The sequence below is a fragment of the Listeria welshimeri serovar 6b str. SLCC5334 genome (assembly GCF_000060285.1).
GTDB lineage: Bacteria > Bacillota > Bacilli > Lactobacillales > Listeriaceae > Listeria > Listeria welshimeri.
This window is the reverse complement of the sequence record NC_008555.1, coordinates 329,051-355,361: the sequence shown is the minus strand read 5'-3', so window position 1 is coordinate 355,361 and position 26,311 is coordinate 329,051. Positions and strand designations below refer to the sequence as shown.

At 34.8% G+C, this 26,311-nt stretch carries 24 protein-coding genes and 1 pseudogene; 8 read left to right on the top strand and 17 right to left on the bottom strand.

Translation table 11 applies throughout. The annotated features are described in order from the left end of the window. Positions 1-70: 70 nt before the first annotated feature. From LWE_RS01725 to LWE_RS01715, 3 genes and pseudogenes are all read right to left on the bottom strand, one after another. The gene (locus LWE_RS01725) at positions 71-373 is read right to left on the bottom strand and encodes a PTS sugar transporter subunit IIB (RefSeq protein ID WP_011701184.1); all 303 of its coding nucleotides are present in this window, start codon (positions 371-373) and stop codon (positions 71-73) included. Between the two features lie 17 nt (positions 374-390). Further along, a complete protein-coding gene (locus tag LWE_RS01720; RefSeq protein ID WP_011701183.1) occupies positions 391-1,725 on the bottom strand; it encodes a PTS sugar transporter subunit IIC in 1,335 nt (444 codons plus the stop codon). After that, positions 1,718-3,161, bottom strand: a pseudogene (locus tag LWE_RS01715) (glycoside hydrolase family 1 protein). The gene LWE_RS01720 and the pseudogene LWE_RS01715 overlap by 8 nt, the downstream one beginning before the upstream one ends. Before the next feature lie 156 nt (positions 3,162-3,317). On the opposite strand from LWE_RS01715, the gene LWE_RS01710 reads away from it, so the two are divergent. From LWE_RS01710 to LWE_RS01690, 4 genes are all read left to right on the top strand, one after another. Continuing rightward, positions 3,318-4,031: a GntR family transcriptional regulator gene (locus LWE_RS01710; protein ID WP_011701181.1), complete on the top strand. Its 714-nt coding sequence runs from the start codon at positions 3,318-3,320 to the stop codon at positions 4,029-4,031. Between the two features lie 278 nt (positions 4,032-4,309). Then, positions 4,310-4,468 carry an IS3 family transposase gene (locus LWE_RS14885; protein ID WP_011701180.1) on the top strand — a complete coding sequence of 53 codons (159 nt, stop codon included), beginning with the start codon at positions 4,310-4,312 and terminating at the stop codon, positions 4,466-4,468. 380 nt (positions 4,469-4,848) lie between these two features. Beyond that, the gene (locus LWE_RS01695; RefSeq protein ID WP_011701179.1) at positions 4,849-5,298 is read left to right on the top strand and encodes a hypothetical protein; all 450 of its coding nucleotides are present in this window, start codon (positions 4,849-4,851) and stop codon (positions 5,296-5,298) included. Positions 5,299-5,411: 113 nt separating this feature from the next. Then, positions 5,412-5,864: a DUF1433 domain-containing protein gene (locus LWE_RS01690; protein WP_011701178.1), complete on the top strand. Its 453-nt coding sequence runs from the start codon at positions 5,412-5,414 to the stop codon at positions 5,862-5,864. 428 nt (positions 5,865-6,292) lie between these two features. On the opposite strand, the gene LWE_RS01685 is transcribed toward LWE_RS01690, so the two are convergent. The 5 genes from LWE_RS01685 to LWE_RS01665 all read right to left on the bottom strand — a co-directional run bounded on the left by LWE_RS01685 (position 6,293) and on the right by LWE_RS01665 (position 11,642). Continuing rightward, entirely contained in the window at positions 6,293-6,628 is a 336-nt protein-coding gene (locus LWE_RS01685) for a zinc ribbon domain-containing protein YjdM (protein WP_003760313.1), read from the bottom strand. A 36-nt stretch (positions 6,629-6,664) separates the two neighbouring features. Beyond that, a complete protein-coding gene (locus LWE_RS01680; protein WP_011701177.1) occupies positions 6,665-7,384 on the bottom strand; it encodes a YebC/PmpR family DNA-binding transcriptional regulator in 720 nt (239 codons plus the stop codon). 95 nt (positions 7,385-7,479) lie between these two features. Further along, positions 7,480-7,989 carry an NUDIX hydrolase gene (locus LWE_RS01675; protein ID WP_011701176.1) on the bottom strand — a complete coding sequence of 170 codons (510 nt, stop codon included), beginning with the start codon at positions 7,987-7,989 and terminating at the stop codon, positions 7,480-7,482. Positions 7,990-8,178: 189 nt separating this feature from the next. Next, entirely contained in the window at positions 8,179-9,960 is a 1,782-nt protein-coding gene (locus LWE_RS01670) for a DnaJ domain-containing protein (protein ID WP_011701175.1), read from the bottom strand. Next, positions 9,957-11,642: a molecular chaperone HscC gene (locus LWE_RS01665; protein WP_011701174.1), complete on the bottom strand. Its 1,686-nt coding sequence runs from the start codon at positions 11,640-11,642 to the stop codon at positions 9,957-9,959. Before LWE_RS01665 ends, LWE_RS01670 begins: the two co-directional genes overlap by 4 nt. A gap of 386 nt (positions 11,643-12,028) precedes the next feature. Here LWE_RS01665 and LWE_RS01660 point away from each other — a divergent pair, with 386 nt between their 5' ends. After that, positions 12,029-12,256 (top strand): hypothetical protein, encoded by a 228-nt coding sequence (locus tag LWE_RS01660; RefSeq protein ID WP_011701173.1) that lies wholly within the window; start codon positions 12,029-12,031, stop codon positions 12,254-12,256. On the opposite strand, the gene LWE_RS01655 is transcribed toward LWE_RS01660, so the two are convergent. The 6 genes from LWE_RS01655 to LWE_RS01630 form a co-directional block, all read right to left on the bottom strand. Next, positions 12,240-13,010, bottom strand: a complete 771-nt coding sequence (locus LWE_RS01655) for a DeoR/GlpR family DNA-binding transcription regulator (RefSeq protein ID WP_011701172.1) — start codon at positions 13,008-13,010, stop codon at positions 12,240-12,242. The genes LWE_RS01660 and LWE_RS01655 overlap by 17 nt on opposite strands. Before the next feature lie 57 nt (positions 13,011-13,067). After that, positions 13,068-13,928: a ketose-bisphosphate aldolase gene (locus tag LWE_RS01650; RefSeq protein WP_011701171.1), complete on the bottom strand. Its 861-nt coding sequence runs from the start codon at positions 13,926-13,928 to the stop codon at positions 13,068-13,070. Further along, positions 13,928-15,322, bottom strand: coding sequence for a PTS fructose transporter subunit IIC (locus LWE_RS01645; RefSeq protein ID WP_011701170.1), 1,395 nt, complete (start codon positions 15,320-15,322; stop codon positions 13,928-13,930). Before LWE_RS01645 ends, LWE_RS01650 begins: the two co-directional genes overlap by 1 nt. Positions 15,323-15,335: 13 nt before the next feature. Continuing rightward, entirely contained in the window at positions 15,336-15,782 is a 447-nt protein-coding gene (locus LWE_RS01640) for a PTS sugar transporter subunit IIA (RefSeq protein ID WP_011701169.1), read from the bottom strand. A 198-nt stretch (positions 15,783-15,980) separates the two neighbouring features. Beyond that, a complete protein-coding gene (locus LWE_RS01635; RefSeq protein WP_011701168.1) occupies positions 15,981-16,997 on the bottom strand; it encodes an oxidoreductase in 1,017 nt (338 codons plus the stop codon). 158 nt (positions 16,998-17,155) lie between these two features. Beyond that, positions 17,156-18,682, bottom strand: a complete 1,527-nt coding sequence (locus LWE_RS01630) for a flavocytochrome c (protein ID WP_011701167.1) — start codon at positions 18,680-18,682, stop codon at positions 17,156-17,158. 237 nt (positions 18,683-18,919) lie between these two features. Here LWE_RS01630 and LWE_RS01625 point away from each other — a divergent pair, with 237 nt between their 5' ends. Continuing rightward, a complete protein-coding gene (locus tag LWE_RS01625) occupies positions 18,920-20,446 on the top strand; it encodes an AMP-binding protein (protein WP_011701166.1) in 1,527 nt (508 codons plus the stop codon). Positions 20,447-20,496: 50 nt separating this feature from the next. Here LWE_RS01625 and LWE_RS01620 read toward each other — a convergent pair whose 3' ends face one another. The 3 genes from LWE_RS01620 to LWE_RS01610 form a co-directional block, all read right to left on the bottom strand. Beyond that, on the bottom strand, positions 20,497-21,852 hold the full coding sequence (locus tag LWE_RS01620) for a DUF1254 domain-containing protein (RefSeq protein ID WP_011701165.1): 1,356 nt from the start codon (positions 21,850-21,852) through the stop codon (positions 20,497-20,499). A 201-nt stretch (positions 21,853-22,053) separates the two neighbouring features. Then, positions 22,054-24,096 carry an Ig-like domain-containing protein gene (locus tag LWE_RS14240; protein ID WP_011701164.1) on the bottom strand — a complete coding sequence of 681 codons (2,043 nt, stop codon included), beginning with the start codon at positions 24,094-24,096 and terminating at the stop codon, positions 22,054-22,056. Between the two features lie 365 nt (positions 24,097-24,461). After that, a complete protein-coding gene (locus tag LWE_RS01610; RefSeq protein ID WP_011701163.1) occupies positions 24,462-25,226 on the bottom strand; it encodes a DeoR/GlpR family DNA-binding transcription regulator in 765 nt (254 codons plus the stop codon). A gap of 182 nt (positions 25,227-25,408) precedes the next feature. Here LWE_RS01610 and dhaM2 point away from each other — a divergent pair, with 182 nt between their 5' ends. Then, positions 25,409-25,786: a dihydroxyacetone kinase phosphoryl donor subunit DhaM2 gene (dhaM2, locus tag LWE_RS01605; RefSeq protein ID WP_011701162.1), complete on the top strand. Its 378-nt coding sequence runs from the start codon at positions 25,409-25,411 to the stop codon at positions 25,784-25,786. 84 nt (positions 25,787-25,870) lie between these two features. Then, positions 25,871-26,302 carry a Lin0368 family putative glycerol transporter subunit gene (locus LWE_RS01600; protein ID WP_011701161.1) on the top strand — a complete coding sequence of 144 codons (432 nt, stop codon included), beginning with the start codon at positions 25,871-25,873 and terminating at the stop codon, positions 26,300-26,302. Positions 26,303-26,311: the final 9 nt, after the last annotated feature.

Below are 26,311 nucleotides of genomic sequence, written 5' to 3'. Positions count from 1 at the left end.
CACACATTATAACACTTTCTTATCCGATAAAAAAGGAGTGTGACTATAAGCCACACTCCACTAAACTATTTTAACCGATTAATTCAATTGCACGGTCAAGCACTGCTGCTCCGTTTACACGGCCGTAGTCTAACATATTAATTACTTCTACAGGAATTTTACCGTCAACTACTTTTTCTGTATTTCCTTTTAAATAACCAACTTGTGGTCCAAGCAAAATAACATCTGCTTTTTCCCAGTTTTCGTGTAATTCCGCGTCAGACACAGCCCAGATATTTGCTTCAATACCTTGTTCAGCGCCTGCTGCTTTCATTTTTTCTACTAAAAAGCTTGTGGACATACCAGCATTACATACTAATAAAATATTTTTCATTGATTAAACATCCTTTCTTATTTTGCGTCTGATTTTTGAGCTGAAGCAAAAGCAACTTTTTCATCCATACGTAGGAATGGCAGATAAATAAATACTGTCACAACAATGATAATTATTTGTAAAACGGATGCGCGCCAATCTCCACCAGTTGCTAGGAAACCTGAGATAATCGGTGGTGTCGTCCATGGGGTTTGTACTACTACATGATTGATCCAACCTGCTGCTGTCGCAAAATACGCTGTTGTTAACGAGAAAATCGGCGCTAATACGAACGGGATAATAAGTAACGGGTTGAACACAATTGGTAGACCAAAAATAATTGGTTCACTAATGTTAAATAGTGACGGTGCTGCGGATAATTTCGAGATATCCTTGTAATCTTTACGTTTTCCAAAGATGAAAATGGCAATTAGTAGGCCAATTGTGTTTCCTGAACCACCCATAACTGCAAATGTATCTTTGAAAGCCATGTTGATAATATGCGGAATTTCTTGATGATTAGCATAAGCTACCATATTTTCTTGCATATTTTGTAATAAAAATGGATCTAGTAATGGACCAGAAATAACTGCTTGGTGAATCCCTAAACCGAAGAATAAGTTAGCTATAGATGTAATTAGTAAGAATCCTGGAAGACTTGTCGTTACATAGCTAAGTGGTTTTGTGATAATTGTTGTAACAAGCGTGTTAAAGTCCATGCTGAAAATTTGATTGACTGCAAAAGAAACAATCGAGAAAATAATAACCGTAATCATAATCGGAATTAACACGTTAAATGATTTGATAACTGCCGGTGGAATATTTCCTGTTAAATTGATTTGCATACGTTTGTTTTTCGATAATTTAATGAATAAATCTGTTGCGATTAAGCCAACAATAATACCAACGAACATACCTGATGCACCAGTATAACTAACTGGAATAACGTTTGGCACTTCGATTGATTTAGATGCACCTTCTGGAAGGAATGTCATCGCAATTGGCGTAACAACGATAAATGATGATAAAGCTACAAGAATTGGAGCAATGACATTTTTATAACCACGGTTCAAACATAAATGATACGAAATCGCCACAGTAACTAAAAGCGTAATAACACTGAGCGTACCATTTCCAATTGAAATACCGATTTCTTGCCAAGTTTTAAGTGTATCTGGGTTAACAATTTTGCCCATAAAGCCAGTCGGTTCTAAAATAACATAGTTAATTAATGTGACAAAACCAGCTAAAATCATAAACGGCATAATACTCGCAAAAGCATCACGTAATGAGCGCAAATGAATCTGTCCACCAAGACGCTGTGCTACATTAATAAATCCATTAACAATCGACTTCTTTTTCGATTCAGCCATTAGTTGTTTTCCTCCCTTTTCGTACCAACTAGTTTGCTTGTTTCATATTCAAAACCATTCATGTCGCTCATTTTTTTGTAAAATTCGCCACTTTTCTTCATCGTACGTTTGCCAGTTTCGACATCAAGCGAAACGAGTCCGTAACGGTTTTTATAGGCATTAATCCAAGACCAGCAATCAATAAATGTCCATAAGTGATACCCTTTAATATCGCAACCTTCTGCAATTGCTTGATGTACATATGCCAGATGATCTTTGACAAATTGAATACGATAATCATCTTGAATTTGGCCTTCCTCATTCAAGAAACGCTCTTCATTTGCTACACCCATTCCATTTTCAGAAATAAATGATTCGATGTTGCCGTAATTATCGCGAATATCAATACATAAATCATAAATTCCGCGTTCATAAATTTCCCAACCGCGATAAATATTCATTCGTTTACCAGGCATATTATGCGGTTCAAAAAACCAATCTGGTAAAAATGGACTTTTTTCATTAATAGCCGTTAAACGAGCTTTTACCCGTCTTGGTTCATAATAGTTCAAACCAAGGATTTGCGCCGTATTTTCTTTAATAATTGTCAAATCTTCTTCGGTGTATTCCGGCATTTGATCGTATTCACGCATAATTTCTACTAATTTTTCTGGGAAAGTTCCTTTAACCATTGGATCTAAGAAACTTCTCGTATAAAAAGCATCACATATTTCTGCAGCTTCTAAATCGTATTCATTTTGGCTACGTGGATATGTTGGACTAAGGTTTAAAATAACACCGATTTTAGATGATAAGTTTAATTTTTTGAAAGCTTTAATAGCTAAAGCATGTGCCAAAATAGTGTTAAAACCAGCTTGCGCACCTCGTTTAAAGTCGATTTGATTTGGATAATGGAAATCTTCTAAATAGCCGCCAAGAATTGGTCCAAGTGGTTCATTAAATGTAAACCAGTGATAAACTAAATCGCCGAATTCTTTAAAACATGTATCTGCAAAATGAACGTAGGCATCAACAACTGCTCTTGACTCCCAGCCACCAGCATCTTGAAGTGCAACAGGCATATCGAAATGATATAAATTCGCAAATGGTTTGATACCGTTTTCATTCATCTCAGTAAGTAAATCACGATAAAACGCAATAGCTTTCTGGTTCACTTCCCCGACACCATCATTTGGAAACATTCTTGCCCATGAAATCGAAATACGGAATGAATTTTGTCCTGTTTTCTTCATCCACTGTACATCTTCTTTATACCGATTAAAATGATCTGTTGTAATTTCTGAACCTACACCTTCATAAAAGCGATTCGGTTCTGTTTCAAACCAATGCTCCCAAACGGTTTTTGCCTTACCAGTGTCGCCGCGACCTTCTGCTTGTTCAGCAGACCACGCAGAGCCCCACCAAAAATCCTTTGGAAACGTTAATAATTCTTTCATTTTTTATGGCCTCCTTTTTGTCAAAACAAATATAGCATACATTTATTTAAAAAACAATACTTTTATTAAAAGATATATACTTTTGTTTATAGGGATACCTTTTTGCATAGGTATATGATATACTATGCTTATTACATCAGTAAAGGAGCCTATAAAATGACGGGAATGGCTAAATACATGGAAATATACACAGATATCCGTGATAAAATCAACCAAAATAAATACGAAATTAACGAGAAACTACCTGATGGGGATAGTATGGCTCGCGTTTATGATTGCAGTAAGCTCACTGTCAAAAAAGCACTTGATATGCTCGTCCAAGAAGGTATGATTATTAGACGACGCGGCGCTGGTACTTTCGTTAAATCGCACTCTACTAATGGTGGCGAATTTGCTTTAGGTCCCATGTCTGGGCTTGTAAAAACCTTTGGCAAAGACAATATCAAATCTAAGGTAATTTTATTCTCTATTGAAAAACCATCTAAAGAAGTCGCTGAAAAATTAGAAATGCAAGATGACTACATTTATCGAATTATTCGGATGAGAGAAGTTGGTCATAAAGCCTATTCCATTGAACATACATATATGCCACTTGCGATTATTCCAGGTTTGGAACCACGTCATTTAGAAGATTCTATTTATAATTACATTCGGGATGATTTGAAATTAAAAATGCAAAGCGCCCATGTCTGGGTGCGCGGGGATAAATCTAATCAAGAGGATAGCAAGTTGTTAGATTTAGAAGAACCTACATTTATGATGGAAATTGAAAAATTGGCCCATTTGGAAGACGGTCGAGTGTTTGAATATTCGATTACACGCCATACGTATGAATCATTTGTGTTTGAAACGGTTTTTGTGCAGAATTAATAAAAAAGAGGCCGGGAAATTTAGAGAACTTTGAGCACTCCGTATACCCCGGTCACTTTTAATCTTTAAAAACAACTTTCAGCAACATCAATATCATGCGTTATTTCTAGTTTGAGGAATTGCTTATTCAGTCTTCTCAAACTATCAATAAATTTTTGACTTATCAAGTTGGCAGAAACATCTTCAAAGATTTCCCTTATCCAATATAAAACGTCCTCATTGCAATCTTCTAAATATTTTATTTTGGTACCCTCATCATTCATATTTTTTTAAGTGTAATGCGCGCCGCCAAAGTTAGCTCAAGAAATCTAACTTTGGCGGCGTATTTTTATTGGCTAAACAGAATGATGCATTTCTATGGGATGTTAAAACAAGAAATGGATTCCGGTGCCATTTATATCAGTTTCGAACAATTGGACCAAGCAATAAATGAATAGATATATTGTTAAAATCCACCATCGAATCAAAACACATTTGGTTGTAGGCATATTCAATTTAGTGGACGAAATACTCAAAGATTCTAATATTCGAAAAACCACAGTATCATTTTTAATCCTTTCCAGATGTCCACTTTTCATATTTTCATAATCTTGTTTTGTCCCTAGCATTAGTGCATTGACCCCGTTATCAATGCGATCCAGTACATAATAAGTCTTTCCATTAACTCTATGCTTTGTCTTGTTAAATGAACTTATATCGTAGACTTCCTGAGATAGCAACCACGCATCTTGCTCGTTACTCATGAATGTATTCAACTCTGACTTTACTCAAATATATGTGATATAATATTTCATACAAAATAAGGATGGAGAAAGCAATGAAGAAAAAATTTTTAACAAGCTTATTTTTACTTTTAGTACTAAGTACCTTTTTAGTTGCTTGCGGAAAGGATGACGGGGAAATGAGTGACCAAGAAAAAGCTGAAAAATTTGCTGAAGAAATGAAACCCAAAATGGAAGAAAGAATACACGCCGAAGACTATAATAACTTCGTGAAAACTATAAAGTTTGAAAAGAATGTAGAAATTAGTCCAATGGGTGGTATTTTTGTTCATGCAACTATTAATGATAAATATGATGTGAGCTTTACGCTAAATTATAACGATAAAAATGATGTTGCTACCTATTCTTTTGACGATGAACTAGCAAAAAAAATGGGAAATTTTGACAAAGACAAACCAGCCCCATTACCTAACGAAAAGAATACCTCGCAAAACACTTCATCAGAACTTAAAATAATTTTGAGCAAATATAAGCTAAATCTCTAGAGAAAAAAGCATACTCCAACTTTCAGCATGCTTTTTGAAATCATGATTGTATTCGCTTCTGACTTTATATGTATGTGATATAATAATCATACAAAATAAGGATGGAGAATGTAATGAAAACAAGAACCTTAACAGTTTTATTTTTACTTTTATCATTGAGTATCTTTTTAGTTGCTTGCGGAAAAGATGACGGGAAAATGAGTAACCAAGAAAAAGCTGAAAAATTTGCTAAAGAATTGCAACCTAAAATGGAAGAAAGGATACGCGCTGAAGACTATAATAAATTTGTAGAAAGTATCCATTTCAACCAAGCAGAAATAGATCCTCTCGGAGGTGTTGTTGTTGATGGCTATATCAATAACAACTCTAATTACGATTTCACTTTTTTCTTGAACTATAATGACCCTAACGATGTCAGTTCATATGGGTTTGGTGATGATCTTTCAATAAAAATGGGGGATTTTGACAAAGACAAGCCAGCGCCACTATCTAGTGAAAAGAAGACTTCACAAAGCCCTTCTTCAGATTTTAAAACGATTTTGAGCAAATACAAGCTAAATCTTTAAAGGAAAAAGCATGCCCCAACTTTCAGCATGCTTTTTTAAGCATTCTTTGCATAGCACCACTATCTTAGTCCATTCCAAGTGTCATTTTGTTATACAAGTCATTAATTGAACGTACAATCCAATTTTTTTCACATGAACACGGTCTTAGAATCTCGATTGTTTCATATTTTTTCTCGATCTCGAATTGTCATTCTAGATTTTTTTAGCGGTCGAAACGCTTGCATACCCCTAAATTCTTTTTTAACATCCAAATTAGTTTAGCTTATATTATAAAAAAGCATGCCCTTTCTATCTCGAAAACCCGCGCTCTTTCGCTGAAACTAAAAAAGTCTAGAATTTTTGATTTCTAGACTCCTTTAGCAATATTCTTCTGTCATTAAAAACTTATATAAATGACTATCAAAAAGTCTATTTTAGATATGACTTTTTTAGATTTTCTTAACAAATTCTGATTTTAATTTCATTGGGCCAAAGCCATCGATTTTACAGTCAATGTCGTGGTCACCATCAACTAAACGAATATTTTTTACTTTTGTTCCCATTTTAATTGGGTTTGAAGCGCCTTTTACTTTTAAGTCTTTGATGACTGTAACTGAATCGCCATCTGTTAAGACGTTGCCATTTGAGTCTTTGAACACTTTTTCTTCGGTCGCCTCTTCTGCTACAGCGCTCCACTCATGCCCACATTCTGGACAAATTAATAGGCCGCGATCTTCATAGGCATATTCTGAGTTACATTCTGGGCAATTTGGTAATTTTGACATTTTATCAATTCCTCCGATTGTTGTAATAGTTGGATGTTAATCTTCTAATTCGACGTTATGATATACTTTTTGCACGTCTTCTAAGTCTTCTAAAGCATCAATTAGTCTCTCGAATTTTTCTAAATCTTCGCCTGATAATTGAATATCATTTTGAGGAATCATTTCGATTTCTGCAACTGTAAATTCTTCAATTCCAGCTGCTTTCAATCCTTCTTGTACTTTATGAAAATCTTCTGGTTCTGCATAAATAATTGCTTGTCCATCTTCATCTAAAATATCACGAACGTCAATATCTGCTTCCATTAAAAGTTCTAACAGCTCATCCGCGTCTTTTCCTTCGACACCAAAAATCGCTGTATTATCAAACATATAAGCAACCGAACCACTCACACCCATATTCCCGCCATTTTTGCTATAAGCTGCGCGAACATCGGAAGCAGTACGATTCACATTATTTGTAAGTGCATCTACAATAATCATCGAGCCGCTCGGACCAAATCCTTCATAACGTAATTCAGAATAAGTTTCATCGCCAGTACCTTTCGCTTTTTCAATTGCACGGTCAATAATATGTTTCGGTACATTGTATGTTTTTGCACGTTCAATAACGAAACGTAATTTTTGGTTAGAATGTGGATCTGGGTCGCCTGATTTAGCCGCTACATATATTTCAATTCCAAATTTCGCATAGATACGACTATTTGTTTTATCTTTTGACGCTTTTTTCTCTTTAATATTTGCCCATTTACGGCCCATATTACCACTCGCTTTCTAATTGGAGTTTTCTCGTGTCTCTGTACTATTATAAGTGTAGAAAACGAATTTGTTAAGTGAAAATTTAGCTATATTCGTTAAAAATGAATACTTGTGGCGTTTTTAAGTTCAAAAACCTGATTTAAAAAGAAATAAGGAATGAATTCACCGGCATTTTTTAATACTTCTAACTCTTCCTTCGTAACAAAACGAGCATCAGCTACTTCTTCTTCTTGTAATGTTAAATCGCTTAATTCCAAATCTTGCGTAATAAACCAATAATCGTCAAATCCTGCTTCGAAATGATAACTGAATTTTGCGCGGGTTTTACTCAAATCAATCGTTATTCCTAGTTCTTCTTGCACTTCTCTTTCAGCAGCTTGTAGGCTTGTTTCGCCTTTTAACGCAGAACCAGCCGCTGAAAGGTCCCAATAATTCGGCCAACCTTCTTTATCTTTTTGGCGCTTTTGAATTAAAAGTTGCCCTTTTTCGTTAAAAATACATATATGAACAACCAAATGAAGCTCCCCGGGCGCTAGTTTTTCACCGCGGATATGTGTTTTTCCAGTTAGTTCACGATTTTCATTTAGTAAATCCCATTCTTCCACTAAAATCGGCTCCTTCTAATCATTGTCTTATTTTATTATACAAAAAAGTGTAAGGCTTTCGAATTTTTTAGGATGATAAATTTGAATAGCCTATGTTGATGATATAAACTAAGCTCTCATAACCAACATGAAACAAGAATAAACTAAATAATAAGCTAGTCAAACAAAAGTTGATAATTATTTTAGTGATTAAAAATCTTTTTTACTAGTATAAAATTTCTGCATGTTTTCATTTCGATAGTCTAACCAAAACCGCTTTCGTTCAAATAAGTGTATACAAATAATACTTAAAAATAATATAATTACAAAACTTATCCAGTATGATACAAACTCTGGTTTTACTACATTTCTTGATTGAGTATACGAAAAATCATTCACATTCATATAGTACTTCGCAATTGGTTTATCTAGTAAAATTTCATCATCTGAATTTATTAAATCCTTATATAAGGATGAACTTTTTTTAAAAGATTTTAATTTACCTAGAACATAAGTTTTTGTTTCATCTTCATATTCATCCTCATAAATTTTATCAAAATTTTTCAAAATAACTTGTTCTGAACCAAAATCTAATGAAAAATAGTTGTTTTCCCCGTCTGAATAAACTTCGCTAACAGTCTTTTCATCTATTGGAAAAGCTGCTTTATTGTTAAAAAAAGATTTATCTTCCAACTCTTTTGGGTTCTCAAATGCTCGATATATGCCTTTTAGTCCACTTAATGCTTTATAATCTTTATACTCTTCTTTTGCAACCATAGGGCTAAAAAAGTTGGCAATAATACACCCTAAAAATAATAGTTTTAATATATTCATTTTTCTATTTGATACATGTATTCGCTCATAAGCAATTAAGGAGTAAAAGCTTAATTCTGTCCAAATTTCATTTATTTTTTTCTTATTTTTACTTGTTTTTTTCTCTTCTTTTAGTTTTAACTTCAAACAATAAGTTATCTTCGCACGAATGTTTTTTTCACTTGTGTCATAAGCGTTTATTAAATAATTATAAGCTACTTGATAATCTTTTAAATCAAAGTAAATAGACCCTATCAACTCATTTTTATCAATATGAAAAAGAAGCCTCTCACCTTCATTATTTAGCTGAATGCTTGAAAAATAAGTATCTTGTTTTGCATAATTTAAATCATCTAAGTTTAATTCATGCCCTAGTTGCTTATTAAGGTATAACCGAAATAGTCTAGCAGTTGCATGTTGGGGGTTTATTTCAAGAAAAGCATTTATTTTACGAAGAATCAAAGCTTGATTATTATTACCAATACCACTTACTATTTCCATTAATTCTAAATCTGGATTTCCGCCTAATATAGTTTTTATTCGTTTAATATGACTTTGTACTCCAAGTCGTTCAGAACAATTATAGGCAATATATCTTGTTCTAATAAACAGATTACAATTTTCCTCTGACAACGTTTCTAATCCTTCAAAAGAAAATGGGGGCAAGTGTTTTAAATGATATAATTTAAAACTTAATTCATCGTCTGGTTTTTCGATTATTAAATTATCTAAATCATAAAATTCAAAAGCTACTTCGATTACCTCTTTAGGAACAAAGAGTCCTCGTTTGGTAAGAAAATTCGCTATGAAAATTCGATTCTCTATATAACTATCAAGATTAGTCATATAATCATCTTTAAACAATTCACGCCACTTATCTCCATCTATTCGTTTATTAAAATCGTTATATATTTCTAAAACTTTTTCAGAAAAGGTTCTATTTAACTTGCTTTCTCTAGTTTCTAGAGAAGGCTGCTCACTTTTATCATAATAGAGTAATGTCTCATACTCCAAACTAAAATCTTGTCCTTTTAAGGCTAAATCAAATGCTTCCTTTAATTTTTGAAATGCTACTGGGTCATCATCCGGGTGTGTATGTTTTAACGCTTTTGCGTAAGCTCGTTTGATTTCTCGTTTATTTGTTGTCTTCTCTATCTGTAAAATCTCCCAAATGTTCAATCCCAGCTCACTTCCTCAATTTGTGCTAACTCTTCTTTCAAGTTTTCACTAGCTTTCGAAATTATACTCTCATTTTGAGAAGCAATTGCATCATTAAACGCTTGAATTAACTGTTCTATATACTGTCTCTTATCTCCTAAAGCCATTTGATATAATCTATCAGCTCTTGCTAATAAAAGTCTATTTTCAGCACGATCTCGCGGATGTACTTTGAGGTATTTTAGTTTCTCTAATCGATCTTTTAGTTCTTTTTCTGAAAGGTCACCAGGACTATTTTGAATAATCAACTGTTTTTCTTCACCTGTAGCGGGTATTTTTACAATGACTTCAAGAATTCCGTTTTTATCATAAGTAAACCGAATGTCAATTGGGAAACCTGCTTTTGAGTTAGGAGGCATTTCTATTGTTAAATTACCAAGTTTTAAGTTATCTTTTACCATTCTACTCTCACCTTGATAAATACCCACTTCAATATACGATTGCAGATCAGAAACGGTTTGATATCTTTCAATACGACTTATCGGAATTGTAGAATTACGTTCAATTATTGGTGAAAATATGCCATCCTCAAATTCATTGGCATTAATTATGCGTACTATTTCTGTACCAAGAGTATGAGCACAAACATCGGTTAATACAAATTCATCCAGTGCTTCGTGACGTTCTTTTAATGCCGCTTGAACCGCTGCACCAAGACCCACCGTTTCATCTGGGTTGATATGCATGAACGGAATTTTCCCAAGAAATTTGCTTACAAAGCTTTTGATAATAGGCATTTTCGTAGCTCCACCAATAAGTACTATTTGTTCAATATCAACTGGTTTTAATTGAGCATCTTTTAGGGATTGAATAATTGGGTTACGTAATTTTAAAATTAAAGATTGACAAATTTTTTCAAATTCTTTTTCTGTAAGGGAATAATTTATTTCTTTTACTACTATTTTACCAATACTATTCTGACAAACTGCTTTTTTAGCATCTTCAGCTTGTTTATAAAGCGAGGCATAATCTTCAATAGATAAATTGTCTTTTTTTAAATTTGATTTACTTAAAAAATCTTCAATAATAACAGTTGTAAAATCTTCCCCACCTAAATAATTATTTCCTCCAATTGCAATTACTTGCATTACACCGTCAAACATTTCCAAAATTGAGACATCAAAAGTTCCTCCACCAATGTCAATTACCATCAATGTAGTGTCATTTTGTTGATGAATTCCATAAGCAATCGCAGCTGCAGTTGGCTCACTAATTAGCCTTTCTACTTTCAAACCAGCTAAGAAGGCCGCATCAATCGTCGCTTTTCGCTGAGAATTATTAAAATATGCTGGAACACTAATCACTGCTTCTGTACAAGTTTCTCCAAGAAAGTTTTCCGCATCTGCTTTTAATGACTTTAAAACAAAACTTGATAAATCTGTAGCAGAAAATTTTTGCTCACCTAAGTAATAACATTTTTCCGTCCCCATAAATCTCTTAAAAACTGCTGCTGTTTTATCCGGATGTGATGTAAGACGTTCTCTAGCAATTTTCCCAATTAATAGCTCATCATTCTCATCAATTCCTACCACCGATGGAGTTAAAACATCTCCAAAAACGTTTGGTATTAGTACTGCCTTATCCTCTTTCCAATAAGCCACTAAACTATTAGATGTACCTAAGTCTATTCCCAATGTTGTCATTTTGTTTCCTCCCGTTGTGTATATCATATTATTTCTATAAATTATACTGATTCTGTTTTTCTAAAATAAGTATAGCAAGAAACTGGTTAAAAGTAAGGAGAGTTTTAAAAATTCATTGAATTGTCACAAAATAAACTTTTTAGTCGAGCCTAAACAATAAGATATTTATGTGACTTGTCGTTAGCTAAAAAAATAAAAGCAAGAATCATTATATAACAACATTTTGCAAAATGAGATATACTTGATTCTTGCCTGTTCTCTATTTAATAATCAATCGTAATATGAGTTTTTCCACTCCAACTTTATATAAATGTGATTTTATGATTTACCAAATATTTATTATTTTGTGTTACATTAAGAGATACACCACAAAAGGGAGGTACAACATGTTCAAAATTTTTAGTTTCGTTTCATTAATACTTAGTATGCTAAGTTTTATGGGCTTACAAGTTTTAAATGTTATTCAAAAAAATGTCATATTATTATCACTATTAGATAGCGAAGAATTTAATGACATTCACTTTTTCGGGAGTTTATTAGTAGTCCCTGTTTTACTTTTAGTACTTGCGATTATTTTTGCCTATTTAAGTACAAAATCTAATATAAACAAGTAATCTGATGGGCTTTAAACTGTTCTTCTACTGTAGTGTCCAGTTTGAAGTCTGTAATAAGATAATCAATATCATGGCATGCTAGGCTTTGATGCATAAATTTGTGTCCAACTTTTTCTTCTGTAACAAGTAAAACGAGCGAACTTGATTGGCGCCTGAAAGCTTGTTTGATGAGCGCTTCACCTTCATGAGTTTCTGTTGCACCTTTGTCATAATCAATCCCTCGGCAAGAAACAAAGGCAATATCTGCATTATAAGTAAGGGCATCATTGTATGCTTTTGCACCATTCACCGTATATCGCTTCGTTAAAATGGAACCTCCTAAAATACTAACTCTTGCATTAGTAAACTCTGACAGCATTGAAGCCGTCATGACCCCATTAGTAATAATTTGTAAACCGTCAAATTTACTTAAAACGTCTATTAAATGCAGCGATGTGGAACTCGAGTCTAAGAAAATCACCATATCATCACGAATAAGTGATTTAGCAATGTCTGCAATTCTTATTTTGCTTGTTTCATTACTTCGCTCGTTCATTTTCATTAAATAAGGCAAATCGATTTTTTTATTATCGATAATCATTGCGCCGCCTCTTGTTCGTCTTACAAGTCCTTCTTTTTCTAATTCTACTAAGTCCCGTTTAACAGTGGCTTCGCTGTAATTGACAAGCTCCACTAAATCAATAATCCGCATAAATTGTTCCACTTTTAGTCGATTAACGATTTTTAGTTGCCGTTCCTTCGCTGCACTTAACATATTCTTCCACTCCTTAAAAGGGCAAAAGCACTATAACTCGCGCTTCTACCCTTCATATTAGTATTTATCTGCTTGACCAGTAGTATTTAAAATGTGTAATTTATGTCTTACAACTTCTTTTACTTTTTCATTTGCTGATGGATACACTTGATTTGGTTCATACATCGCAGGATTGTCCACTAAAACACGGCGAACTTCTTCAAAAAACACACTTTTCAGATCTGAACTAAGGTTAACTTTCCTAACACCATACTGTACAGATTCGCTCACTTCTTTGTCCGGATTTCCCGAACCACCATGAAGTACAAAAGGAATATCTAAACGCTTATTTAACTCTTTTAAAAGTGGCATATTCAGTTCTGGTTTTTTATCTTTAGGATACAAGCCATGTGCCGTTCCAATGGCTACTGCTAACGTATCAATACCAGTTCTACTTACAAAATCTTCGGCTTGATCCGGATCAGTGTAAATAATGGTGTCCGCCCCGCCTTCCGCTGATCCATTATTTCCAATTGTTCCAAGTTCTGCTTCCACAGAAACACCAACTTTATGAGCTAATTCAACTACTTGCTTAGTCAACGCCACGTTCTCTTCATAACTGGCTCTTGAAGCGTCAATCATGACAGAAGTATAGCCATTTCTAATTGCCCGCATCACATCTTTAATTGTTCCACCGTGATCCATATGAATAACGACCGGCACCTTACTTCTATGTGCATATTCTCTTACTGTTGCAACAAAGTTATCACCGAGATACTCTATTTCATCTGGATGAATTTCTAGAATTACAGGAGCATTATTTGCCTCCACCTCTTCCATTATCGCCTTTAACATATCAAAACTACAGATATTAAATGCTGGTACCGCAAATTGATGTTCTTTTCCTACTGCTAAAAGATCTTTCATTGTATATAACATTATATCATCTCCTCTTTATTTTTTCGCTTGTTTAATGGGGTTTTCAATAGTCCGACAGAAATTGCCGTCACGACTGTACCTGCTGCAATTGCTAGTAAATAGATAAATAGATGGTTAATAACATTCGGGATGAACATTACCCAAATCCCACCATGAGGCGCCATAGAAGTAACTCCTGCTCCCATCGAAATTGCGGCCGCTGTTGCAGAACCTAACATCAAGCTTGGAATAACTCGAAGTGGATCGGCAACTGCGAAAGGAATCGCTCCTTCTGTGATATAGGATGCACCTAATACCCAACAAGAATTACCAGCTGTTCTTTCTTCTTTTGTAAATTTGTTTTTAAATAATAAAGTGGCAAGTGCGAGTCCAAGTGGCGGAACCATTCCAGCTGCCATACAAGCTGCAATTGGCGCTGTTACACCAGCTGACATCAAGCCAATGGAAAAGGTTGAAATAGATTTATTAATAGGCCCACCCATATCTGCTGCCATCATGACACCGATTAGTAGTCCAAAAACTACGCCTGATGTTTCACCAAGACCGTTTAACCAACCTGTGAGTGCATTTAATACCCATGCAATTGGTGTATCAATTATAAACACCATCGCCAACCCAACAATCGTAATCCCTAAAAGAGGTACAACAATTAACTGATAAATCGAAGCAAGTGATTTCGTTACATTTACTTTATTAGCAAAGAAATGTGCTACGTAACCAGCCAAAATACCGCCAATCATCCCACCAAGAAATCCTGACCCACCAACAGTCGCCAGCGTCCCTGCAACAAGTCCTGGAGCAAATCCTGCTCGACCAGCCACAGAAACCGCTATTCCGGCCGCAAGTGCTGGGACCATTAAACCAAAAGCAGTATCTCCACCTATTTTAGAAAATGCAGCTGCTAACGCGTTATAGGAATCTGAATCAGGATTAGAAGCATCAATCCCAAAAGCAAAGCTAATAGCAATTAGAATCCCACCAGCTATTACAAACGGCAACATGTAGTTAACACCGTTCATAAAATGATTATACAAACTCGCTTTTGATGGTTGTTCAGAACTGACATCTGCACTTTTTGCTTCCAAACTGATTAATCCTTTGCCTGAAATAGTTTCATCGATAACAACATCAGCCTCTTTAATCGCTCTAGAAGTAGATACTTTTTTAATTTTCTTTCCAGCGAATCTGGAAGTATCTATTTCTTTATCCACTGCTAAAATGACATAATCAGCAGTAGCGATGTCTTCTTTCGTTAAAACATTTTCTACCTTTGCTCCTTGAGTCTCGATTTTCACTTCGTAACCAAGAGCTTCCGCCGTTATTGTTAATTTTTCGGCAGACATATACGTATGAGCAATACCAGTGGGACAAGCAGTAACACCAACTATTTTCATGTGAAACGCCTCCTTAGTTCGATAAAATTGTTATAATTTCATTTTTGTTTTTGGAATTTTTTAATTTTTCGCGAAACTTTTCGTCCATTAACTTTCTGGATAGTTCACTTAATATTTGAAGATGAACGTCTGTTGCTTTTTTTGGAACGCCAATCAGAAAACTACATTCAATTGGTGAATCATCTAATCCAAAATAATCATTTATAATATCAGAATGAACAAAAACAATCAATGGTTCTTTTACATATTTACTTTTTGCATGAGGAATGCCAAAACCTGCTTCAATTCCTGTGGAAGTTTCTTCTTCTCGCTTATATAAGTCGCGGATAAATTTTTTCGTATTAGTTATTGAACCCTCTTTAACTAGCACTTCCGCCACTTTTTCAAATAATAATTCCTTGGTCTGAATACGATTATCAAAAATAATTCGGTCTTCATTAATTAAATTGGATATCTTCATAATTCACATCCTCTCCCAACAAAGTAAGCGCTTCACTTGTTTGATTACACTATATCACGATGAACTAATTCATTCAATATTATGGGCTAATTATGCAAAAAGTTCATTTTTTAGATTGTTTTGGATATTTTTTTGAACGAAAACGGTCATTTTAATTCAGAAAAGCGTCCGCAAGATTGCTCTCACGGACACTTTTCTTTATTTACAAGCTTCAACGCCTTTTTCTAAAATTTGCATTTGCAATAATGTCTCTTCATCAGTAACTTGTTTTGGTTTTCCATTAATTATTGCTTCATACAAATCATCATAAACCCGACCATAATCGCCCACTTCAGAGATGACTTTTTCTTCATGCCAAACTCCAGCGTCATCCACATACGTAAGCGTTCCGTAGTGTTCTGGCAAATCAATACCAAAGTTTTTATTGTTTGGCATATAAAATAGTTTTAATTGTTCTTCTTGACGGTCTTTCGTTTCTTTTGTAAACATTCCTTTTTTGCCATATAGGACAAAGCTTGGACGAGCCTTTATCCGAAAATAACTGGATTTTACAGAGACTTTTGTTACGCCATAGTACAAATCAAGGTCGAAGTAATCATTCATTCTCCCTTCGCCGAGCAATTGACGCACATCATAATGAATATTATCCGGTTTTCCGAAGTAAGACAATACTTGATCAATTGTGTGACAACCATGACCATATAAATAGCTATCATAAAATTTAAATTCATGAACGGATTCTGGGATTTCTGGACGGAAATAGTCATAATGCATTTCCACTTCCAATAAATCTCCTAATTTCCCACTTTCAATTACTTTTTGAGCTGTGAGGAAATCGGAATCAAAACGACGATTTTGGTAGCATTGGACTAGCAAATCACGCTCTTTAGCAAGCTCGAAAATTTCTTTAGCTTCATCATAAGTCATCATAAACGGTTTTTCAACGAGCACATTTTTTCCATTTTCTAAAACCATTTTTGCATATTCAAAATGAGAACTTTGTGTCGTGGAGATTGTAATTAACTTTATTTCTGGGTCTTTTAATAGTTCATCTAAATCCGTCGTATAGTGTACACCTTCCACTTTATCCCATGTAGCAGTTTTTGGATTTCGATTATAAATTGTCTTCACTTCGATATTATCTCGCTCTAAAATAAAAGGTAAATGATATCTATTCGTACTTTTACCATTTCCAATAAAACCCATTTTTAACATTAAACTTCCTCCTTCATAAACTTAGCAAAGACTATGCTGTACTTCCCCATAGTACTACACTAGCGCTCTATTTAGCCAATAAAAAAACTTACTAAAACGTTTAGCATAAGCGTCTTAGCAAGTTTTTATTAATCACATTACTAATGGTTAAGAAAGTGTTATTGCGCTTTTACAAATTCAGCTGATTTATCGCCAGCTTGACGTCCGAAAATAATGATTTCAGCGACAGAGTTCCCACCAATACGATTTTCCCCGTGCAAGCCACCAGTTACTTCTCCCGCAGCAAATAGGCCTGTGATTGGTTTTCCGTCCTTATCCAAGACTTCTGTATTTGTATTGATTTTTACGCCGCCCATTGTGTAATGAATTCCTGGACCAATTTTGATTGCGTAATATGGCGCTTTAGATAAATCATTATCCATGGCTGTTGTTCTACCATATGCTTCATCTTTTTTGTTTTTCACGCTTGTATTCCAAGTATCTATTGTTTTCGTTAGTTCTTCTTTTGGAACATTGATTTTGCTAGCTAATTCATCAATAGTTTTGCCTTCTTCCACAAAGCCCATTTCGTCATATTGCGCGATAGCTTTGACACGATCTTTTACACCTGCATCAAAAACTAGGTATGCGGATTTTTCTGGTAATTTGTTGATGGAAGCCGTAACGTTATCTCGCGTGTCTAATTCATTTCCAAAACGTTTACCATCTTGAGAAACTAAAATTGCACCTTCGCCTCGGACAGCTTCACCAATAAGGTAAGATTTCTCTTGTTGAACAGTTGGGTGCACTTGTATTTGGTCCATATCGACAGTTGTTCCACCAAGTTTTTCGATCATTTTAATACCGTCACCAGTACTTCCTTCTTGGTTGGTTGTTACATATCCTTTTAAATCTGGACGTTCTTTTTCAATCATATCTTTATTAGCTCCGTAGCCGCCAGTTGTTACAACTACAGCATCTGAACTAATTGTTTTTTCATCTTTGTTGTTTAATTTTACTTTAACACCTGTTACTTTTCCGTCTTTTTGGGTAATTTCTTTTACATCTGCATTAACGAATACTGGTATTTTTTCTTCTTGTACATTTTTTAGTAAACCGTCTACTAAGTATTTACCGACTGCTGAGCCATCTTCAGGACGATGTGTACGTTTTTCACTCATTCCGCCTGTAATAGTTAGGTTGTTTAATTTAATATCCATCGAATCCAACCAGTCAATTGCGCTTGCGGAATTGTCTACGAAGAAACGAAGCATTTCTTTATCGTTTGTTCCGTGACCACCTTTTAATGTTTCTTCATAAAACTTGTCATTGCTATCATTAATTCCTTGTTCTTTTTGGAATTTAGTTTCTGATGCGTTCATACCCGAAGATGCTTTCATCGTGTTTCCACCTGCTAGCGGCATTTTTTCAAGTATTACTGGGTTCAATCCTTTCGCTTTTGCTTCTAATGCTGCTGACATTCCCGCGCCACCTGCACCGATAATAACGATATCATATGTATCTTTTAATTTAGATGGATCTGTGTAGCTTGTTTTTGACGCTCCTGATGTTACTTCTGTTTTGTCTTTTTCTTTGTCTTTTGTTTTCGCTGCATCACTTTTACTTGTGTCATTACTTCCACAGCCCGCAAAAATTAATACAAGTGATAGTAGCATGATGAACATTGTAGCTAACCTTTTTTTCATTTGTGTACCTCCACTTTTTTTGAAATTTTTTCTTCCAGCCAAAAGTTTGTGATTATATTAACATATTATAGCACTAATTCCGGTATCTTTATAGGGCGTCTGAAGCATTTCTCAAAGAAAGAAAAGAACCAATTTACTGACTTCTTTAAATTGCGGTAAATATTTTGATACGCCCCTCCTCAATATTTCGACAAAGTGCTATAATAACAACATCAAATGTTAAAGGAGCCTCGCCATATGACAATAAAAAAGTACGAACCTCTTAATCTCTATACCAATTTTAAAAAATCTGCAGAACGCTATCCAGAAATGCCTATTTATTTCGACGAAGAGCTTGTTACTTTTCCCGAACTAGGTTTACATACAACATACAAAAAATGCGAAGAAGCTATAATCAACAAAGCAGCTCATCTACATAAATTCGGTGTACGCAAAGAAGAAAAAGTAATTGTTTATAAATCTGCCAAATTTGATTCCTATATTTTAGCAGTTGCAATTTCATACATTGGAGCTGTGCCAATTATGGTCTCGCCTCACCTGCCTGCATCCACAATTGATATTTTCGTTAATCGTCTTGACCAACCTTGGTTACTTTTTGATTCAGAAACTTATGACAAAAGTCATCAATTAAACAATTTACCAGACGACAGATTGATCAATGCTGAACAATTATTCAAAGCTCCTCTTAGCGGCTATACATGCGCGCAAGAAGAGCTCCCTAAAGACATGATTGCATACATGACACACACTTCCGGAACAACAGGTGTGCCAAAATTAATTGCGCACTCTGCTAATTCGATGGGCTGGAGAACAAAATATCAAAGACGTATTCTGAATTTTATCAAGCCAAGAGGTCTTGTTGCTTTCCATATCTCTCCTGTTCATTCTCGTTTTAATATTGGTGTATCTTCTTTAATGTCACTTGGTTTCCCACTACTGCCAATTGCCAATCCATCCAAAACGAATATTGAAAAGGTATTACGTGAATATAAACCTTATGTGCTTGAAACGCATCCAAATCATTTTGTTCAATGGGCATCACTTGCTCGCGACAAGCCAGAAGTCTTCCAAAGCATCAGATTTTATCATTCTACTTTTGATGCAATAAATAAAGAAACAATGGCCGTTTTCCTTCGTACTTCTGAATATAAGAAACCACTTTTCTTACAAATTTATGGCCAAAGTGAATGCGGTCCAATGATTTTACGCGGTCATACTTTACAATCAATTAAAACTTTAAACGCTCGGGATATGGGAATCGGTGTCCCTGGTTTAACGGAAGTTCGCATTGTTGATCAAGAAGGAAATCCTGTCGCACCTGGAGTTAGCGGTAATATTCAGATGCTTTCAAAAGGTCGCGCCCTTACTTATTACAAAGAAGATGCTCGTTTTGAGGAAAATGTTTATGGGCCATGGTGGGATAGTGGTGACTATGGAATGAAAGACGAACAAGGGCGTTTATTTTTACAAGATCGGCAAGTTGATTTAGTAGCAACAATTGATAGTACTCTTGCTATTGAAGATAAATTGCTCGATACGCTTACCTTTTTAGATGAGGTAGTGATTATTCGAGGCAAGAACGGCAGCCCCCAACCAATTATCGCAGTGCATAACGACGAGGAAATGAACTGGGATGCCTGGTGGAAAGCTGTGTCTGATTTACCACATATGAACGAACCCATTGTGATGAAATATGATGAAATTCCTCGTACCGCAACAATGAAAGTCCAACGTTTGCAAATGGAACGGGAATTAAAAAAATAAGCAAAAAAATAAGCCATCTATCAACATAGACGGCTTGTTTTTTTATTCATTTAATCTATTCTTTCAAAATCTGCTAACTGCCAGTTTCCGTCAAAGGCTGCTTTTGATGGGCCATAAATCCGGAAATAAACGAACCAATCATGTCCTGGAACAGTTTGAATCCAAGGTAGTGAAGAATCTTTTGGCGCATTCGGACCAAAGTATAGCGTAACATTTCCATCTGCATCTGGTTCAAAATCTTGTTTCAGTGAACTTATTACAGGTATTTTTCCATCGCAAACAATTTCAGAACGAGTATCAAGATCATATCCTGTAACGGACCAATAAAGATTTGCAGGTACTGGAGTTGGTACTTTTAGTGTATATGATTTTTCTCCGTCTAAGAAATTACCGTCTTTATCTCGAATACCTAACCAATAGATTGAACCGCTACCTTCACGGCGCATAAACATTTTCGGAGTTTCCAATGTTGCTTGATAAAACCAGCGTTCACGTACAGCAAGTGATAAATGGTTTTCTAAATAGTAACCACTGTCACCACCATAAACAACCCATTCCCATTTTTTACCATCCCAGACAATTCTTTCTGGAACATCACTTGCAAATGCGTTAATGGTCATTTGTTCATCCGCTGCAACTGCTGCTTCTGTTAATAATTGTTTTAGTTCATCATTTGGTTCGAAAGCTTTCTCTTTTTCAATACCTAATTCTGCCAATAAGCCATACATTTGATAATATTCTTTATCAAGAGCATCTAAATCTAGGGCTTTTTTCAATTCTTCCCAATAAGAAAATTTCCCATCTACAAAGTAAGGGGTTGCAGCTGCTTTTTTATGAGAAAAATCTTGGAATGTATTTGCTTCCGGCGCATTTTTTTCTTTTAGTGGATAAATTTTTACCTTTTTTAATAAATCAAATGCTTCTTTTGTACCTGTTCCTTTGACTACTGCACGTAAACAAATCAAGAAGCGATTGCTGGCAAGTCTGCGAACGATATAACCTTCTGGCACTTCGCCTGTATAATCTGGTGATACAAATAAATATTTAGCACCTTTACCTTGTTCTTCACCGGTTAATCCAATATCCGTAACATATTTAAAGTTAGCATCATCTATTACTCCCATGATTGGTCCTGGAACTAATTCTAAAACTACAGGTCCCTCAGTTACATCTCCATATCCTAAGCCGTATGGTGTATCTGAATTTTGAGTAAGGGCATTGATATCTGGTGTTGTTAATTGAATTAGAAAACCTTTATTTGCATGTGCACCTAAACTTTCGAGTGCTTCAAAATTTGAAATCATTGAAACTGTTGGATAGAAAAACTTATACGCTTCAATCGCTTTACTACGTTTTGCTTCTTTTCTAATTTCAACTATTTTTTCTGTTGTAGGTAATTTCTTCATAAAATCACATTCCCTTCAGTAGTATGAGTAAATTATAGCATTTTATTGATTCAACGTCTTTTATTAGGACTAGAAAATCAAATTATCCTTTTTTTAAACAAAAAAAAGAACAGACTCTCTATATAGTATCACTTAAAAGTAAGCTTTTTATTCCAACTTTTAAGTATGACTATATTAGACTGTTCTTGCCATTATCTTTTCTTAAAGACGTTTTTTTCTACCAAATACTAGTGATAGAGCCATAATTATCATTCCCATTAAAGAAAACCAGAAATTTTGACTATCGCCTATAATAGGTAAAAATGAACTTGTTTGTGTCGATACTTTTTTATTCTCTGCGATTTTATTACTTTTTACTTCCTCATAATCACTGTCATCTTTAGTATTTTCTTGTGATTTGCTTGAATCAGCATTTAAATTAATAGATTTAACTGCTTTTTTATTATTTTCAATTGGTTCTTCGACAACATCACTTGAAATCGTTTCTAATATTTCAGGATTTTTTATGAGGGTCGTTGATTCAGCAGATATTTCCTGTACTTGTTTGGAAGCTACCATTTTCTTAGTTGGAGTTTCCGTGTCTTTTTCTGGTACTTCTACTTCTTCGGCTGGAGTTTCGGTTTCTTCTTCTGGCACTTCTACTTCTTCGGCTGGAGTTTCGATTTCTTCTTCTGGTACCTCTACTTCTTCTGCCGGAGTTTCGGTTTCTTCTTCTGGTACTTCCACTTCTTCAGATGGAGTTTCCGTATCTTCTTCTGGTACTTCCACTTCTTCTGCAGGGGTTTCTGTATCTTCTTCTGGCACTTCTACTTCTTCTGCCGGAGTTTCGGTTCCTTCTTCTGGTACTTCCACTTCTTCTGCCGGAGTTTCGGTTCCTTCTTCTGGTACTTCCACTTCTTCTGCCGGAGTTTCGGTTCCTTCTTCTGGTACTTCCACTTCTTCTGCCGGAGTTTCGGTTTCTTCTTCTGGTACTTCCACTTCTTCTGCCGGAGTTTCGGTTTCTTCTTCTGGTACCTCTACTTCTTCTGCCGGAGTTTCGGTTTCTTCTTCTGGTACCTCTACTTCTTCTGCCGGAGTTTCCGTATCTTCTTCTGGTACTTCCACTTCTTCTGCCGGAGTTTCGGTTCCTTCTTCTGGTACTTCCACTTCTTCTGCCGGAGTTTCGGTTCCTTCTTCTGGAACCACCACTTCACTTGTATCTTTATCGAAACGAGCATATAAAGTTAAATCTTTTTCAGGCATTTTGTCTGTTGAAAAATCCCATTCGTTTCCTTCTTCATCAAACCAACCTATAAAAGTATAACCTTCTTTTGTTGGAGTGGGCGGTTCTTCTATTAATGTACTAATTTCTTTTGTATCATTTATTTGTACACCATCCACATCGAATATTGCTGTGTGATATATAGTTTCGTGAATAGGTTGAGTCACTGTTCCACTAAATTCAGTCGATATTTTACTTCCAGCTGTCACAGTTTGACTAAAACTATAAGTTACTTCATTTGTTAACTCTGGTAAAGACCAATTCAAGCTGTTATTGCTGTAAGTACCGTTATTACTAATATTGGTAGGCGCAATGGAAGCTCCTTTGGTATCTTTAATAGTGTTTGGTAAAACTAGATTATTCTGGAATGCTACTGATTGTTTTGTTACTTGTTGATTTTTCACTTCTAGTATATCTAAAGTTGTTAGGTTGGCAATAGCACTTAAATCACTCAATTTATTACCATTTAAATAAAGGTATTTTAAAGCTGTTAAATTTGAAAGTGAACTAATATCTTCTACTTGGTTATTTTTTAAACCAATCAAATATACTTTACTTAAATTTTTCAAGCTGCTAACATCACTAACATTATTATCTGATAATGTTAAATAGGTTAACTTAGTTGCGTTAGCCAGAGGAGTTAAATCGCTCACCTGATTCCCATCTAAACTTAAATAGCTCAGTTCATTTAAATACTGCATTCCTTCAATTGACTTAATAGGTTCTTTCCCATAACCTTGGATATTTACATAAGTTACTTTGTTTAAGTCACTTTGCGTAACCGTACTACCTACACTTGGCTTGGCTGTTGTTGATCGTATTTTTTCTGCTAAAACCGGATCAGGGAAAAGTTGATTGATGGGAGTACTTTCGTTAAGAGTAGCTGCATGAACTTCCATTTCTGGCCCTAATCCAATCCATAAACTAATTCCCATTATCATTATTATAAATAAGTATTTAAATAATTTTTGAGGTTGTTTCACACGAAGTCTCCTTTCTTTTTGATTCATGTTTATCTTACATAAGTTATACTAACACACAAATAAACGGTGTATTGGGCTATAATAACCCTCCCTAAAATATAACTTTCTAAGCAAACAAACCGCTTTTATATCAACAATGTAAAGGTTCACAAATTTATTTTCTAGTGCAATAAACGACATTATTTTCGTCTTTTTTGTGAACAAACTTGGTAAATCTCGAAAAATACAGGAGTTTATTCCTTACAAATCAAATATAAATATGTTTTTAATTCATATAGAACAAACTAAATTAGCATTTTTCACTTAAAACTGCGAATAAAAAAACTCTTTGAAGCAGCGAGCGCCCAAAGAGTTTATTTTCTATTTTATTCTGCAATTTTGACCGGAAGTCCCGCATCTTGGAATTTTTTATATAAACTTCTATTTATTTTACTGTCGGTAATGAGTAAATCGATATTTTCTGCTGCGGTGATACTTGCAGTGGAGATTACGCCCATTTTTGTATGGTCTAGGAGTGCAATCAGTTTATTAGTTCGTTTGGCAAGAAGTCTTTTTAGTTCTGTTTCATAAATGTTGAAATCCGTTAAGCCTTCTTCCATAGTGAAACCTTTTGCTGACATAAAACATAAGTCCGCATGAATATTTTCAATTAAATTAGCGCCAAGAATCCCTTCAAGGGTAAAAGAATTCGTCGTTACAATCCCTCCAGTTAAAATTACGCTAATATTCGGATTGTCCTTTAGTTCAATCGCTGTATAAAGGCCACTCGTAATGACAGTCAGTTTAGAAAAACCATGTAATTCTTTTGCGAGTGCAAGGGCTGTTGAACTGGCATCAAGGATAATTGTTTGATTGTTTTTAACCAAAGTCGCTGCTTCTTTTGCAATCATTTCTTTTTCTTCAATATTGCGGATAATCCGATCATTAAAATTAGTAAATTTTTCTTCGCTTTTTAAAAGTACCGCACCCCCGTGTACTTTTTTAATCATCCCGCTCTCTTCTAATGAAGATAAATCATTTCGGATGGTGCTAATCGAGACATCCAAGATACGACTTAATTCTGGTACAGTTATTTTGCTATTTTGGTCTAGTAGATGAATTATTTTGTTTTGTCTTTCAAATGGAAACATCTGCTCGCCCTCCTTTTATCTATCAATAATTTCTTTATGTATATACATATTAACCAAAAAAATAACAAAACACAAATATATTTTATAAAACACAACAAAAGATAACACTTTACAATAAAAAACAAGTATGTTAGGATTTAAATAGCAACTAAACACAATTAAAAACAGAAAGGAGCAACCAAATGATAAGTATTGTTTTAGTATCTCACAGTCAAAAAATCACTGAGGGCCTCCAAGAAATGATTGTTGAAATGGTTGGAGATACAGTACATATTATTTCTTCTGGCGGAACTGGCGACGGGCGTCTTGGCACAAACGCAGTCATGATAGCCGATAATATCGCAACCTGCACTAATTCTGAACATATTTATATTTTTTGCGATATTGGAAGCGCTATCTTAAGCGCAGAAACTGCACTCGAATTATTAGAAACTGAACTTCTAGAAAAAACAACAATAATTGATGCCCCATTAGTTGAAGGCGCATTTACTGCTGCTGTTCAATCTCTCGTTAATCCATCCAAAGAAGCTATCTTACAAGAACTCACAAACGTGCATTAAAAACGTAATAAAACGCAACGTAATAACTGGGAACTATGTAAATTTATTTTTACATGACAATACTATTTTCGAAAGGAGTTTATTATGAAATTCTTTAGAGGAATGATTGGTTTTTGTATCGCAGGTATGATTGTTATGAGTGTTTGGACTCCACTTGCCGCTAATTATGGTATTTTTGGAGGTTATCTGGCAGCTTTCATTATTATCGGACCAATGTGGTTTATGAATCACTATGTTGGTTTAATCGAGAATGATGAAGACGCAGCGTTTGTTGATATGGCTGTTGGAATTGGGATTTGCGGAATTATGCGTGATGTCTTTATGCAAGGTGGTAGCGATTTAGTAAGTTCGCTTCCAACCATTGGACTTGTTGCGATTGGAGCAGTTTTAGCTGGAATCGTGGCAGCCGCAATTGAAAAAGATATGGCAAGAAAACAAGAAGCAAAGCAAGAAAAAACAGAACCTGGCATGAATATTCAAGAAGAAGAGCGTTTAAACAAAAATCAATTAGTCTAAAAAGGAGTG

Bases quoted from the DNA above. Each gene is read 5' to 3' on its own strand.
- LWE_RS01725 (WP_011701184.1), bottom strand. From the start codon at position 373: ATGAAAAATATTTTATTAGTATGTAATGCTGGTATGTCCACAAGCTTT.
- LWE_RS01720 (WP_011701183.1), bottom strand. From the start codon at position 1,725: ATGGCTGAATCGAAAAAGAAGTCGATTGTTAATGGATTTATTAATGTA.
- LWE_RS01710 (WP_011701181.1), top strand. From the start codon at position 3,318: ATGACGGGAATGGCTAAATACATGGAAATATACACAGATATCCGTGAT.
- LWE_RS14885 (WP_011701180.1), top strand. From the start codon at position 4,310: ATGCGCGCCGCCAAAGTTAGCTCAAGAAATCTAACTTTGGCGGCGTAT.
- LWE_RS01695 (WP_011701179.1), top strand. From the start codon at position 4,849: ATGAAGAAAAAATTTTTAACAAGCTTATTTTTACTTTTAGTACTAAGT.
- LWE_RS01690 (WP_011701178.1), top strand. From the start codon at position 5,412: ATGAAAACAAGAACCTTAACAGTTTTATTTTTACTTTTATCATTGAGT.
- LWE_RS01685 (WP_003760313.1), bottom strand. From the start codon at position 6,628: ATGTCAAAATTACCAAATTGCCCAGAATGTAACTCAGAATATGCCTAT.
- LWE_RS01680 (WP_011701177.1), bottom strand. From the start codon at position 7,384: ATGGGCCGTAAATGGGCAAATATTAAAGAGAAAAAAGCGTCAAAAGAT.
- LWE_RS01665 (WP_011701174.1), bottom strand. From the start codon at position 11,642: ATGACAACATTGGGAATAGACTTAGGTACATCTAATAGTTTAGTGGCT.
- LWE_RS01660 (WP_011701173.1), top strand. From the start codon at position 12,029: ATGTTCAAAATTTTTAGTTTCGTTTCATTAATACTTAGTATGCTAAGT.
- LWE_RS01655 (WP_011701172.1), bottom strand. From the start codon at position 13,010: ATGTTAAGTGCAGCGAAGGAACGGCAACTAAAAATCGTTAATCGACTA.
- LWE_RS01650 (WP_011701171.1), bottom strand. From the start codon at position 13,928: ATGTTATATACAATGAAAGATCTTTTAGCAGTAGGAAAAGAACATCAA.
- LWE_RS01645 (WP_011701170.1), bottom strand. From the start codon at position 15,322: ATGAAAATAGTTGGTGTTACTGCTTGTCCCACTGGTATTGCTCATACG.
- LWE_RS01640 (WP_011701169.1), bottom strand. From the start codon at position 15,782: ATGAAGATATCCAATTTAATTAATGAAGACCGAATTATTTTTGATAAT.
- LWE_RS01635 (WP_011701168.1), bottom strand. From the start codon at position 16,997: ATGTTAAAAATGGGTTTTATTGGAAATGGTAAAAGTACGAATAGATAT.
- LWE_RS01630 (WP_011701167.1), bottom strand. From the start codon at position 18,682: ATGAAAAAAAGGTTAGCTACAATGTTCATCATGCTACTATCACTTGTA.
- LWE_RS01625 (WP_011701166.1), top strand. From the start codon at position 18,920: ATGACAATAAAAAAGTACGAACCTCTTAATCTCTATACCAATTTTAAA.
- LWE_RS01620 (WP_011701165.1), bottom strand. From the start codon at position 21,852: ATGAAGAAATTACCTACAACAGAAAAAATAGTTGAAATTAGAAAAGAA.
- LWE_RS01610 (WP_011701163.1), bottom strand. From the start codon at position 25,226: ATGTTTCCATTTGAAAGACAAAACAAAATAATTCATCTACTAGACCAA.
- dhaM2 (WP_011701162.1), top strand. From the start codon at position 25,409: ATGATAAGTATTGTTTTAGTATCTCACAGTCAAAAAATCACTGAGGGC.
- LWE_RS01600 (WP_011701161.1), top strand. From the start codon at position 25,871: ATGAAATTCTTTAGAGGAATGATTGGTTTTTGTATCGCAGGTATGATT.